The organism is Brevundimonas sp. FV1ye7S (genome assembly GCF_058680995.1).
Genome location: NZ_CM178726.1, coordinates 2,538,052 through 2,550,479 on the forward strand (window position 1 = coordinate 2,538,052; position 12,428 = coordinate 2,550,479).

13 protein-coding genes and 1 other RNA gene are annotated in these 12,428 nt (G+C 69.4%); 3 read left to right on the top strand and 11 right to left on the bottom strand.

Going from position 1 to position 12,428, the window contains the following annotated elements:
- Window positions 1–10: 10 nt before the first annotated feature.
- From ACW18C_RS12400 to rnpB, 7 genes are all read right to left on the bottom strand, one after another.
- Window positions 11–1,441 (bottom strand): UDP-N-acetylmuramoyl-tripeptide--D-alanyl-D-alanine ligase, encoded by a 1,431-nt coding sequence (locus ACW18C_RS12400; RefSeq protein ID WP_492071171.1) that lies wholly within the window; start codon window positions 1,439–1,441, stop codon window positions 11–13.
- On the bottom strand, window positions 1,434–2,891 hold the full coding sequence (locus tag ACW18C_RS12405; RefSeq protein ID WP_492071172.1) for a UDP-N-acetylmuramoyl-L-alanyl-D-glutamate--2,6-diaminopimelate ligase: 1,458 nt from the start codon (window positions 2,889–2,891) through the stop codon (window positions 1,434–1,436). The genes ACW18C_RS12400 and ACW18C_RS12405 overlap by 8 nt, the downstream gene beginning before the upstream one ends.
- Window positions 2,888–4,660, bottom strand: coding sequence for a peptidoglycan D,D-transpeptidase FtsI family protein (locus ACW18C_RS12410; RefSeq protein ID WP_492071173.1), 1,773 nt, complete (start codon window positions 4,658–4,660; stop codon window positions 2,888–2,890). Before ACW18C_RS12410 ends, ACW18C_RS12405 begins: the two co-directional genes overlap by 4 nt.
- Window positions 4,657–5,088, bottom strand: coding sequence for a cell division protein FtsL (gene ftsL / locus ACW18C_RS12415; protein WP_050771666.1), 432 nt, complete (start codon window positions 5,086–5,088; stop codon window positions 4,657–4,659). Before ftsL ends, ACW18C_RS12410 begins: the two co-directional genes overlap by 4 nt.
- Window positions 5,085–6,053 carry a 16S rRNA (cytosine(1402)-N(4))-methyltransferase RsmH gene (gene rsmH, locus ACW18C_RS12420; protein ID WP_492071174.1) on the bottom strand — a complete coding sequence of 323 codons (969 nt, stop codon included), beginning with the start codon at window positions 6,051–6,053 and terminating at the stop codon, window positions 5,085–5,087. Before rsmH ends, ftsL begins: the two co-directional genes overlap by 4 nt.
- Window positions 6,050–6,529 (bottom strand): division/cell wall cluster transcriptional repressor MraZ, encoded by a 480-nt coding sequence (locus tag ACW18C_RS12425; protein ID WP_304934548.1) that lies wholly within the window; start codon window positions 6,527–6,529, stop codon window positions 6,050–6,052. Before ACW18C_RS12425 ends, rsmH begins: the two co-directional genes overlap by 4 nt.
- A gap of 467 nt (window positions 6,530–6,996) precedes the next feature.
- Window positions 6,997–7,386, bottom strand: an RNA gene (gene rnpB, locus ACW18C_RS12430) — RNase P RNA component class A.
- 78 nt (window positions 7,387–7,464) lie between these two features.
- Here rnpB and ACW18C_RS12435 point away from each other — a divergent pair.
- On the top strand, window positions 7,465–7,662 hold the full coding sequence (locus tag ACW18C_RS12435; protein WP_492071176.1) for a hypothetical protein: 198 nt from the start codon (window positions 7,465–7,467) through the stop codon (window positions 7,660–7,662).
- Window positions 7,663–7,959 (top strand): type II toxin-antitoxin system RelE/ParE family toxin, encoded by a 297-nt coding sequence (locus ACW18C_RS12440; protein WP_492071177.1) that lies wholly within the window; start codon window positions 7,663–7,665, stop codon window positions 7,957–7,959.
- Here the strand turns inward: ACW18C_RS12440 and ACW18C_RS12445 are convergent.
- The 3 genes from ACW18C_RS12445 to sppA form a co-directional block, all read right to left on the bottom strand.
- The gene (locus tag ACW18C_RS12445; RefSeq protein ID WP_492071178.1) at window positions 7,956–8,717 is read right to left on the bottom strand and encodes a peptidoglycan recognition protein family protein; all 762 of its coding nucleotides are present in this window, start codon (window positions 8,715–8,717) and stop codon (window positions 7,956–7,958) included. The two genes, ACW18C_RS12440 and ACW18C_RS12445, sit on opposite strands and share 4 nt — an antisense overlap.
- 11 nt (window positions 8,718–8,728) lie before the next feature.
- Entirely contained in the window at window positions 8,729–9,052 is a 324-nt protein-coding gene (locus ACW18C_RS12450; protein WP_492071179.1) for a hypothetical protein, read from the bottom strand.
- Between the two features lie 115 nt (window positions 9,053–9,167).
- Complete coding sequence (gene sppA, locus ACW18C_RS12455) at window positions 9,168–10,946, bottom strand: signal peptide peptidase SppA (RefSeq protein ID WP_492071181.1); 1,779 nt, start codon at window positions 10,944–10,946, stop codon at window positions 9,168–9,170.
- 223 nt (window positions 10,947–11,169) lie between these two features.
- Between sppA and panD the strand changes: the two genes are divergently transcribed.
- A complete protein-coding gene (panD, locus tag ACW18C_RS12460) occupies window positions 11,170–11,526 on the top strand; it encodes an aspartate 1-decarboxylase (protein WP_492071182.1) in 357 nt (118 codons plus the stop codon).
- A 99-nt stretch (window positions 11,527–11,625) separates the two neighbouring features.
- Here the strand turns inward: panD and ACW18C_RS12465 are convergent, their stop codons facing one another.
- Window positions 11,626–12,378 (bottom strand): SIMPL domain-containing protein, encoded by a 753-nt coding sequence (locus ACW18C_RS12465; RefSeq protein WP_492071183.1) that lies wholly within the window; start codon window positions 12,376–12,378, stop codon window positions 11,626–11,628.
- Between the last annotated feature and the right edge of the window lie 50 nt (window positions 12,379–12,428).

Below are 12,428 nucleotides of genomic sequence, written 5' to 3' on the forward strand. Positions count from 1 at the left end.
GCGGGGGTCTCTATCGGGTCGCGCGCGGCGCGTCTGGGCTTGAAGAGGCGGTTTGCAGGTCGGCCAGGGCCTTGGCGATCAGGGACGCCCTGGATCCGTTCGATCCCTTGACCATGACGATATCGCCGGCCTCCGCCAGCGCGGACGCCTCCGCCGCGAGTTCGACGGCGGTTTCGCGCCACAGGCCGCGTCGCGAGGCTGGCAGGGCGTCGTACAGGCGCCGCATCTCCGGCCCGGCCGCATGGACCAGGTCCAGACCGGCGGCCTCGATCGGCTGGGCCAGACCCTCGTGCAGGGCATGGCTCTGGTCGCCCAGTTCCAGCATGTCGGTCAGGACCACGATCCGCCGGCCGGCCGTCGGGCGAGCGCCCAGGCTCTTGAACCCGGCGGTCATCGACAGGGGATTGGCGTTGTAGCTCTCGTCGATCAGGGTGAAGGCGCCGCCGGGCACGGCGACCGTGCGCGTCTGGCCCCGCCCCGCCAGCGGCTGGAAGCCGGCCAGGGCCTGAAGCCCCGTCTCCAACGCCACGTCCAGCGCATCCAGCATCAAGAGGACGCACAGGCTGTTCAGTCCCCAGTGGGCGCCGGACTGGGCCAGGCGGTAGTCGATCCGCTGTCCGAACAGCTCGGCCGCGACCGCCGCCCCTTCGGCGTCCGGGCGGAAGTCCAGCAGCCGGGCGTCGTGGCCCGGATCGGTCCCGAAGACGACCAGCCGCGCCCCGACCGCCCTGGCCGCGTCGCACAGGACGCCGGAGAAGGCCACGTCGCCGTTCGCGACAGCCGTCCCGCCGGGAACCAGACCCTGGAAGATCGAGGCCTTCTCGCGCGCAACCCCCGCCTCGCCGTCGGCGAAGGCCTCGATATGGACCGGGCCGACGGTGGTGACGCAGGCGGCGTGGGGCGCGACGAAGCGCGACAGGGGCGCGATTTCGCCCGGAGCATTCATGCCGATCTCGAACACGGCGCGCCGGGTCTCGACCGGCATCCGCGCCAGGGTCAGGGGCACGCCGATATGGTTGTTGTAGCTCTTGATCGAAGCATGGGCGGGACCGGCCAGATCAAGGCCGGCCTTGATCGCCTGGGTCACGCTGGTCTTGCCGACGCTGCCGGCGACGGCGCCGCGCTTGACGTGGGGCGCCCGCTCGCGCGCGGCGACGCCCAGGGCTTCGAGCCCGTGCAGGGTGTCGGGCACGACGACATAGGCCCCGCCCTCGACCGGCCGTTCGACCAGGGCCGCCGCAGCGCCCGCCGCAAAGGCGTTCGCCGCAAACTCATGCCCGTCGCGCGCGCCCTTCAGGGCCAGAAACAGGTCGCCGGCCACGATCTCGCGGCTGTTGTAGGTCAGGCCGGTGATCGGGCGGTCGTCGCCGTGCAGCACGCCGCCCGTGGCGGCGGCGACTTCGGCGGCCGTCCAGAGCGGGCGGGCGGTGGATTCAGGCATTCAGCGACAGGGCCTCGGACGCGACGGTGGCGTCGTCGAACGGATGAGTCGTCCCGCCGACGATCTGGCCCTGTTCATGCCCTTTTCCGGCGATGACCACCACATCCCCGTCGCGCATCATTTCGATCGCCGCTTCGACCGCCGCGCGGCGGTCGCCGATCTCGACGCCTTCGGGGCAGCCCGCGCGGACCTGTGCGCGGATCGAGGCGGGGTCTTCGCTGCGAGGATTGTCGTCGGTGACGATGGCCACATCGGCCAGGCGGCCGGCGATCTCGCCCATCAGGGGCCGCTTGCCGCGATCCCGGTCGCCGCCGGCCCCGAAGACCACGATCAGCCGGCCGGTCGCGTGGGGCCGCAGGGCGGTCAGCACCGTCTCCAGCCCGTCCGGCGTATGGGCGTAGTCGACATAGACCTCGCCGCGTCCCGTCTCGGCGCCGATGCGTTGCAGCCGGCCTTGCGCGCCGGTCAGGCCTTCCAGCGCGCTGATCACATCCTCGGGCCGGTCGCCGGCCGCGATGCACAGACCCGCCGCCACCAGGGCGTTCGAGGCCTGGAAGGCGCCGGCCAGCGGCAGCAGGATGTCGCGAACATCGCCGCGCACGTCCAGGGTCAGGCGCTGGCCCTCCGGCGTCGCCTGGCGGCCGATCAGGGCCAGGTCGCGCCCGCGCTCGCCCACGCCCATCACGCCCAGCCCGGCCATGATCGAGGCGGCGGCGAAGGCGGAATAGGCGTCGGAATCGGCGTTCAGCACCGCCGTCCGCCCGCGCGGCAGCAGGGCCTCGAACAGGCGCATCTTGGCGGCGCGATAGTCGTCCATCGTGCCGTGATAATCGAGGTGGTCCTGGGTCAGGTTGGTGAAGGCCGCCGCCTTCAGCGCCACCCCGTCCAGACGCCGCTGGTCGATGCCGTGGGACGAGGCTTCGACCGCCACATGGGTCACGTCCTTGGCCGCCAGCTCGGCCATCAGGCGCGCGGCCTCGGCGGCGTCGGGGCTGGTCAGGCCGGGGCCGGTCAGGGCGTAAGTCCTGTCGCCCTTCTGGCCGACGACGCCCAGGGTGCCCATGCTGGCCGACTTGTGGCCCAGGCCGGCCCAGATCTGGCGGCAGAAGGCGGCGACCGAGGTCTTGCCGTTGGTGCCCGTCACCGCCACGCAGGTCCTGGGCTGGGCGCCGTAGAAGCCGCGCGCGGCGATGGCGTAGGCCCGGCGCACGTCGCCCGAGGTCACCAGCACCGGCGCGGCGCTGTCCGGCGTGTCGGTCGGCGCCAGCACGGCGGCCGCCCCCTGGGCCAGGGCTTGGGGAATGAAGGCGCGGCCGTCCGCCGCCGTGCCCGGGAGGGCGACGAACAGGGCGCCGGGCGCGACCTTGCGGCTGTCGGAGGTCACGCCGGTGATGATCGGATCGCTGGCCACGTCGCGGCGCAGCAGATCGGACAGGTGCAGGGCGCTCACAGGCCGTCTCCCTGCACGTCCTGATATTCCGGAATCTTCTCGCCGGTCGCCGTGCGCCAGCGGTCGGCGCGGCGCTCGACGCCCAGGAAGCCGGCGATCCGGTCAGCGACATTGCGCACCGCAGGCGCGGCCACATAGGCGCCGGTCTTGGGATAGGTTCCCGGCTCGTCCATCAGGATGAAGACGGCGTAGCGCTTGGCGTCCAGCGGCCCATCGACCGGGAAGACGGCGGCGAAAGACCCCAGCGCACGGCTGGGATCATAGCGGCCGTTGACCAGCTTGTTGGCCGACCCCGTCTTGCCCCCGACCCGCAGGCCCGGCGCATCGGCGAACCCGCCCGACCCCTTGACCACATTGCTGCGCATCAGCTCCAGAATGGCGCGCGAGGTCTCCTCGGTGACGATCTGGTGCGGCTGGGCCCCGCGCGCGCCGCCGCGACGCAGGGACAGCGGCACCATCCGCCCGCCGTTGGTCAGGGCGCCCATGGCCTGAACCATCTGGGCCGGGGTGATCATGATGCCGTAGCCGAACGACAGCGAGGCCAGGGTCGAACTGTCCCAACGGCGCGGCACGACCGGACGCGCCGATTCCTTCAGCTCGATCCCGGCGGCGTCCAGCAGGCCCAGACGGCGGAAATAGTCGCGCATCGTGTCCGGACCCATCTGCACCGCCAGCTGCGACGTGCCGATGTTGGACGAGTGCAGATAGACTTCCTCCAGCGTCATCACCCGGTTCTGGGCGTGGAAGTCCTTGATCTTGCGGTCGCCGATCTGGAAGGCCTGCGAGGCGTCGAACAGGGTGTTCATGTCGGCCCGCCCGGTGTCGAGCCCGGCGGCGACGGTGAAGGTCTTGAACACCGACCCCATCTCATAGTGGCCCGAGACGGCGCGGTTCAGCGTCGCCCCGTCGGGCGCGGCGCCGCGATTGGACTGGCTGAAGTTCGGCCAGCTGGCCATGCCCAGGACCTCGCCGGTCTGGACGTCGGTGACGATGCCGACCGCGCCCTTGGCCTGGTTCTTGACGGCGGCGGCGGCCAATTCGTTCTCCAGCACGCCCTGGACGCGCAGGTCGATGGACAGGGGGAAGCTCTCGCCCCGCTGACCCGCCGCCCGGATCTCGTCGTTGAACGCCAGTTCGGCGCCCGAGACGCCCTGGCCGCCCGTGTCCGCATCCCCGATCAGATGCACCGCCGAGGTTCCCAGCGGATAGGCGCGGCGGTCTTCCGGTTCGAACGTCACGCCGCCCAGGGCCAGGTCGTGAACCGCCGCCTTCTCCTGGGGCGTCAGGCCGGTCAGCACGATCAGGCGCCGATCCCCGTCCAGCACCCTGCGCAGCCGCGCCGCCTGCAATCGCGGCAGGGCGCGACGCAGCTGACGGAAGGCCAGGTCGCGATCCCAGATCTCGGCCGGGTCCAGATAGAGGCCGTAGTGGACGATATTGGTCGCCAGCAGTTCGCCGTTGCGGTCGGTCAGGTCGCCGCGCACCAGGGCGTCGGGATTGACCCCGGCCCAGCGGCCGCCCGCCTCGCCGAACAGAGCCTTGTACGAGGCGCCGATGGCCAGACCGGCGAAGACGCAGGAGAAGACGATCAGGATCAGGAAGATGCGGACCCGCGTGTCCTCTTCGGGCCGCCCATCGGCGCGCGCCCGCTCGAATCCGTGCTCCAGCCGCCAGACCAGTTCCGACAGGCCGCGCCAGAAGGGCGACAGCCGGCCCTGCAGGTCCACGCCCGGCGCGGGACGGTGATAGCGATGATCCTGAACGCTCATTGCACCGCCTCCGGCGCAGCGGCGGCGACCTCGGCGGGGGCCGCCTGCGCAACGGCGGGCGTGGCCGGCGCCGGGGCGGGCGCAGCCTTCAGCGCAGGAAGCTGATCTTCCTTGGCTTGACGATGCACCTCGACCGGCGCCAGGCCGATCTGACGCGACAGGCTTTCCAGCCGCGCCGGCTGCTCCAGCCGGGCGACCTCGGCGCGCAGCAGGCGGACCCGCTGGCCGTTCTCGCGGATGTCCTGCTCCAGCTGGGCGATGCGGCTGCTCTCGCGCGCCGCCGCCGCCTTGGCCGCATAGACCGAGACGATCATCACGGCCACCAAAGCCACGCCGATGATCTCGATCCAGCGCACGCCGCGCACCTTCCAGTCAAACAGGCGATGCAGCGCGGTGCGGGAATAGGTGAAGAAGGGCGCCGTGGTCATGCTGCAGCCCTCCCGCCGATCCGGCCCCAGGCCGGCGCCTCGGTGCGGACGGCGGCGCGCAGCTTGGCCGAACGGGCGCGGGGATTGGTCGAGCGTTCCCCCTCCCCTGCTTCGCGCGCGCCCTTGAACTGAAGCGTGAAACTGGGCTTGCGCGGATCGACGGCGATGGGGGCGTGACGCGATCCGGCCGGCGTATTGCCGGTCCGCTCGGTCAGGAAGGCCTTGACGATCCGGTCCTCCAGCGAATGGAAGGTGACCACCGCCAGGCGGCCGCCGGGCGCCAGGGTCGCCTCGGCCGCCTCCAGCCCGCGCTCCAGCTCGCCCAGTTCGTCGTTCACCGCGATGCGTAGGGCCTGGAACACCCGCGTCGCCGGATGGATCGGCGCGCCGCGACGTCCGCCAAGGGCTTTTTCGACCACCTCGGCCAGGTCCAGCGTGCGGTCGAAAGGCCGTTCGACGCGGCGGCGCAAAATGGCGGTGGCGACGCGGCCCGACTGGCGTTCTTCGCCATACAGTTTGAAGATATGGGCCAGCGGCCCGTGGTCCCAGCTGTTGACGATATCGGCGGCCGTCGCGCCGTCATCGGACATCCGCATGTCCAGCGGCCCGTCGCGCATGAAGGAAAAGCCGCGCTCGGCCTGATCCAGCTGCATCGACGAGACGCCGATGTCGAACACGGCGCCGTCCAGCCTGGCCTTGCCGCTGTCGGCGAAGGCCTGGGCCAGACCCGAGAAGGGCGTCCGCACCAGCTGGAACCGGTCCGGGAAGGCGGCGGCCACCGCATCGGCGTGCGGCTGAACCGTCGGGTCGCGATCCAGGCCGATCACCTGGGCGCCGGTCGCCAGGATGGCGCGGGCGTAGCCGCCGGCGCCGAAGGTGGCGTCGATCACGACGTCGCCGGGACCGGGCTGCAACGCCTCGATCACCTCGGCCAACAGGACGGGGGCGTGGGGCGCTTCGGTCACGATCCGCCTCCCGCCGCCAGCTTCATCTGGGCCGCCAGCTTCAGGGCGCCGATCTGGGCCATGCCGGCCTTGGCCGCAGCCCGCTGTTCGGCGCGCCGGGCCGCCCATTTCTCGCGCGACCAGATCTGGAACCGGTCCTTCAGACCCACGATCACGACCGTGTCTTCCAGCCCCGCCTCGGCGCACAGACCCTCCGGCAGGGTGATGCGGCCGCCGGAATCATAGGCCAGGCGCACCTGCTCGCCCATCACCTGCCACTCCAGCGCCGACCGCTCTTCAGAGCCGAACGGCAGGGACTCGATCATCTCGGCATAGACGGCGAACAGGCGATCCCCGCCCGCTTCCAGACAGTCGGCCTCGATGGAAGGGAAGATGAACACGCCGCCGGCTGCGCCGTTTTCGGTCGTGCGGAAATCGTTAGGGATCAGGAGACGGCGCTTGCCGTCCAACTGTTTCTCGTAGGTCGAGAGAAACACGCCCTGTCCATCGAGCCCTTCAGCCCGCCCCTAGATGCCCTGACGAACGCCCGACGCGCCCGCCTCTCAGCCCCAAATCATGCGACTGGGATAGCATGGGACGAAATGGGTCTCAATGGGATCGAAGCCAAGATTTAACCATGTTTTGACATGTGACGACTTAGGCACGCTTGAACATACAGAACATACACGGAACACGACTAGTATTCACAGGCTGTGGGGCGTTCTAACCTTCCCTGACCCGTCAACAGGTTAACGACCGCAAAACTGCGGGAGCGCCGCCAGAACGCTGAAATGCGGGGATAATCCGAACCCGGACCAGGCGACGCACAATGGGGAGGCGCCAACTTCCCACCCCACGGGCTCAAGAAGGCCGATAGGCCCGAGAAAAACCGGCCTCAAGCAGCGCGAAGCGCGATAGGCCCAAGAACCGCCTCAAGCAGCGCGAAGCGCGATAGGCCTTAAAAAATGCCAGACGGCCTGTAAGCCGGGTTTTGTTCCGCCCCAGGCCGAAACCTAGAACGACGACGATCATTCCTCTGGACCGTCCATTGCTGAACGGTTCTCGCGACCTACCCGGACATCTGAGGCGGTGAGCCCCGCGAGGCGAACCCCGCGCGATGTCCCTATTTGGTCTTGCTCCAGGCGGGGCTTGCCATGCCGTCCCTGTTGCCAGGCACGCGGTGGGCTCTTACCCCACCCTTTCACCCTTACCGGTCTCGCGAGGCCGGAGGTTTGCTTTCTGTGGCGCTATCCCTCGGGTCGCCCCGGGCGGAAGTTATCCGCCGCCTTTTCACCGTGGAGCCCGGACTTTCCTCGACGAGATCAAGTCCCGCCGCGACCGCCCAGCCGTCTGGCGGGGGCTAGATGCGCCGCCGCAGCGTGCAGGTCAACCAACGGATGCGTCGAGGCCGTAAATGGGATATCATTATCCCATGGCCGAACCCGCCTCGAAGATGACGACGCCGGAAAGCGCGGAGCAGCGCGAGCGTCGGCTCGTCCATGAGCGCGCCCTCCTGGCCGAAGCCTATGCCGACATCGCCGCCGGGCGCGTCATTTCCGGTGACGAAGCCCTAGAGTGGCTGGATCGCTGGGCAGCCGGTGAAGACCTCGAAGAACCCCGCCTCAGCTGAATGGGCGGGCCTTATCGGGTCATCTTCACCGCTCGAGCGCGCGCCGACCTGCTGGCCGCGCGGCGTTGGCTGTCTCAGCCTGGCAGCGGGCTGAAGGCGCGCTTGCGATCCGCCCGCATCACTCGCGCTATCGTCGAACTCCAGTTCACGCCATTCCGATGGCCGGAAGGTCAAACGTCAGGCGTTCGAGAGCGCCCTGTCGAAGGCCATCGCATCCTTTACCAGGTCGATGATCGCGCCCACACGATATCTCTACTGCGCGTCTTCGGCCCCTTCCAGAACCGCACAGACCCCTAGTCCAGCACGCCCGTGACGCTTTCGACGCTGGCCAGTTGCAGCAGGCCGACCAGCCGCGCCCGCGTCTCGCCGTCGGCGACGCCGTCGATGCGGTCGGGGCGCCAGTGGCGCTGGAAGGCGCGGACCGTGGTTTCGGTCTCGGCGTCATAGTCGCCGCCGGGCGTCAGCCCATAGCCCAGCCTGTGCAGGCCGGCGCGGAGCACGACCACGCCGATTCCCTGATCGCCCTTCTGCAGCAGGCCGCCCAGGGCCTTGATCCGCTCGGGCGCCGGTTCGAACCAGAGGCCGTGGCCGGCCTCGGCCAGGCGCTTCCAGGGGAAGAGTTCGCCGGGATCGGTCTTGCGCGCCGGCGCCAGGTCGGAATGGGCGATGATGCGGTTGTCGGGAATGGTCCAGCGGTCCCGGATGTCGCCGATCAGGGCGATGACCGCCGCGATCTGGGCCTCGGGAAACAGCCGATAGCCGAACTCATGGCCCGGATTGACGATCTCTATGCCGATGGAGGCGGCGTTGCAGTCGTCCTCGCCGCGCCAGACCCCCGCCCCGGCATGCCAGGCGCGCCGTTCTTCGGGCACAAGCTGGAAGATCCGACCGTCCTCCTCGACCAGATAATGGGCCGACACCTTGGCTTCGGGGTCGCGCAGCCGCGCCAGGGCGGCCTCGCCCGTCTCCATGCCGGTGTAGTGCAGCACCAGCATGTCGGGCGGCGACCGGCGCGTGTCGAAGTTCGGCGAGGGCGCCGGGATCAGGTCAACCATGGCTTCAGGCCTCAGCGGCCGTGGCGTTCCCAGCCGTAGGCGACCCAGGTCCCGTCCACCTTGTGCGCCTCGATCACGTCGGGATCCCCGGCGCGGCGGCGCGGCGCCAGGTTGCGGCGCGCGCGCATGGCCAGACCGGCCAGGAAGACCAGCACCCCGGCGAACAGGGCGATCACTGCGACGGCGGCGGCGGTGAACACGGCCAGGACCGCGCCCACGGCCATGGCGGCGACGGCGGCGATCATGCCGGCGATCCACATCACGGAGGCCACGAGGCCGTTGGGCCGGCGGCGAGCGGCGATTCCGATGGTGGCGAGACGTTCAGGCTGGAACATGGGTCATCCTTTCAGGCGTCCCGAAGAACGCCCATTCCACAATGTCGGTCCATCGGGCCTCGCGGTCAATGGATCCGCCTTCAAGCCTGCGTGCGATGGATCGTCACTGCCGGCCTCAGAACATCGGCTGGTCGGCCAGGACCACCGCGCCCTCGCTGCGCATCCGCTCGCCTTCGATGCGGCGCATCACCGCCTGGGCCTGGGGATCGGCCATGACGCCGCCCAGCATGACCAGGGCCTGGGCCGCCTCGCTCTGGACCCCGAACATCTCGGACAGGGCTTCCCACGGCGACTTCGACTTGGGGAAATGCTTGAAGCGGACCGATTCCCCGGCGGGGATCTTGGCCAGGGCCTTGGCCTTGGCCACCGCCTCGGTCAGGCCGCCCAACTGATCGACCAGGCCCAGCGGCAGGGCCTGGGCGCCGGTCCAGACCCGGCCCTTGGCGATCTCGCGCACGCGGGCCGGCTCCAGTTTGCGGCCCGTGGCCACCCGCGTGATGAAGTCGTCGTAGATCCGGTCCATCGAGCCGGCGAAGGCGGCGCGCTGGCTGTTGGTGAAGGACTGGGTCGGCGAGAAGGCGTCGGCGTAAGGACCGCCGACCGTCAGTTCACGCATGTCCACGCCGAACCGGCCCAGGGCGTCAGCGATCACGAACTTGCCGCCGAACACGCCGATCGAGCCGGTCAGGGTCGAGGGCTGGGCCACGATCCAGTCGGCTTCCGAACTGATCCAGTAGCCGCCCGAGGCCGCATAGGCGCCCATGGACACCACCACCGGCTTGCCGGCGGCCTTGGCCGCGCGCACGGCGGCCAGGATCTGTTCCGAGGCTTCGGGCGATCCGCCCGGCGACGAGACGCGGAAGACGATGGCCTTCACGCCCTTGTCCTCGATGGCGTCATAGATGGCCTCGGCCGTGTCGTCCGAATGGATCGAAGAGCCGCCGCCGAAGCCGCCGCCGTCGCTGCGTCCGGTCACGATGGCGCCCTCGCCGCCGACGATGGCGATGGCGTTCTTGCCCGAGCCGGTCCGCTCGCCCTTGTCCGACGTGTATTGGTCGAACTCGACGATTTCGGCGCCCTTGCCGGCGCGGCGCTTGATCTCGGCCTCGGCCTCCTCGACCTGGCCAACCTTGTCGATCAACTTGTTCGCCAGAGCCTGTTCGGCCGAATAGGGGCCGGCCTCGATCACGGTCTTCAGCGCCGCCGGCGTCGTCTTGCGGTCCTGGGCCGCATTGGCCAGGGCGCTGTCATAGAGGGAGGTCATCCAGGCGGTCATGGCCTCGCGGTGCGGGCCGGTATAGTCGCTCTGGGTGTATTCGTTGACGGCGTTCTTGTACTCGTAGCGCTGCTCGAAATCGGCGCGCACCCCGTATTTCTCGAACGCCCGCCCCAGGAAGATGCTATCGGCCGAGAAGCCCGTCGCCTGGAAGCCGGCCGTGTTCTGCATCCACAGTTCCGAGGCCGAGGCCCCGACCATATAGGTGGACATCACCGCCCCCATGGGCGCGAAGCCCTGGCTGTGGGCGATGACCGGCTTGCCCGAGGCGCGGAAGCGGCGGACCGCCTGGCGCAGTTCGTCCGCCGTCGCCGGGGTCATGCCGCTTTCCGGCAGGCGGATCAGCAGGGCCTTGACGCTCTTGTCCTCCTCGGCCTGGGCCAGGCCGTCCACCACCTGGGTCACCGACAGGCCGGACCCGCCGAAGGCCGCGAACGGATTGGTCGAGGGCTGGTCGCTGACGCCCTCGCGCAGGTCCAGCTCCAGCACCGAGGTCGCTGGCGCCGTCGGCTTGGACGAGCCGGCGATCGCCACGGTCAGCAGCACCACCGGAATGACGACGACGAACAGGATCAGTCCGGTGAAGACACCCAGGACCGTCAGGAAGAATTGCTTCATGGGAGAAGGCGCGCTCGCAAGGGGCCGAAAATGGCTCGGCTTCACCATAGCCTCGGAACGGTCACCGTCAAATGAACGTCCCGCAACGTAGGCGCGTCGGATCGCCCCGGATCCACCATGTTGCGGCGCCGCGTGACGATTGATGCGCGTCCCGGAAATCCCTATATGAGCCGCAAGCGAGCTGGGGCCTGTCGCCCCCGCGCCATAGACCGGAGACCGCCCCATGCTGGTCACCCTGATGAAATCCAAGCTGCACCGCGCCACAGTGACCCAGGCCGACCTCGATTACGAAGGCTCGATCGCCATCGACATGGACCTGCTGGACGCGGCGGGCATCTTTCCGCACGAACAGGTCGATGTGCTGAACATCACCAACGGCGCGCGGTTCACCACCTACGCCATCGAGGCGCCGCGCGGCTCTCGGGTCATCGGCGTCAACGGCGCCGCCGCCCGCCTGGTCCAGAAGAACGACAAGGTGATCGTCGTCACCTACGGCCAGCTGCCCCAGGAAGAAGCCCGCCAGTGGACGCCGAACGTGGTGCTGCTGGACGATAATAACGAGATCAAGCGCGCCGGCTGACGCCCGCCCCTTTCCCCCCAGGGAAACGATCGACCCTCATGCCGAATGCAAAAAAGGCCCGCCGTCGCCGGCGGGCCTTTCTTCATTCCGAACCGGGGATCAGCGGGCGATGTCGTAGACGCCGGTGATGTCGACCCGGACCGTCAGTTCGCCGGCGGCGACCGGGGTGCTGTCGCGGCTTTCCATCGCCATGGCGCGCACGGCGAACAGCTGCGGCGGCGCGGGCGAATAGCCGCCGCCTTCGCTCAGGTTGCGGATGCCGGCCAGCTGGACGTTCAGGGCCTGGGCGTACAGCTGCGCCTTGGCCTGCAGGGCGCGCACGGCCAGCTGACGCGCGCGATCCTCGGCCGCGCTCGAATCCTTCAGGCCGAAGCTGATGCCGTCGATCTGGTTGACCCCGGCGGCGACGACGGCGTCGGCGGTGGTCCCGACCTTGCTCAGGTCGTTGATCGTCACCGTCACCCGGTTCACCGCCTGATAGCCGCGCAGCTTGGGCGGTTCATTCTGCACATAGTCATATTGGGCCGACAGGTTCAGGCCCGAGGTCTGGACGTCGCGCTCGGCGATCCCGGCGCGGCGCAGGGCGGCCATGACCTGGATCATCCGGGTCGCATTGTCGCGCATGGCCTCCTGGGCCGTCGCCGCCTCGGTCTGGACGCCGAAGCTGATGGTGGCCATGTCCGGCGCGGCCTTGACCTCGCCATAGGCCGACAGGTTCAGCGACGGCGCGGGCTGCATCATCTGGATCGCGCCCGGCTGCAGGGTCTGGGCCATCGTCGGCGCGGCCGCGCCCAGGGCGACAGCGGCCGTCAGGGCCCCGCCCAGCATCAGGGTTTTGAACGCGCGTTTCATGCAGAAGTCTCCGTAGAACGATCCCGACCGACGGGTTCGTCGATCCATGG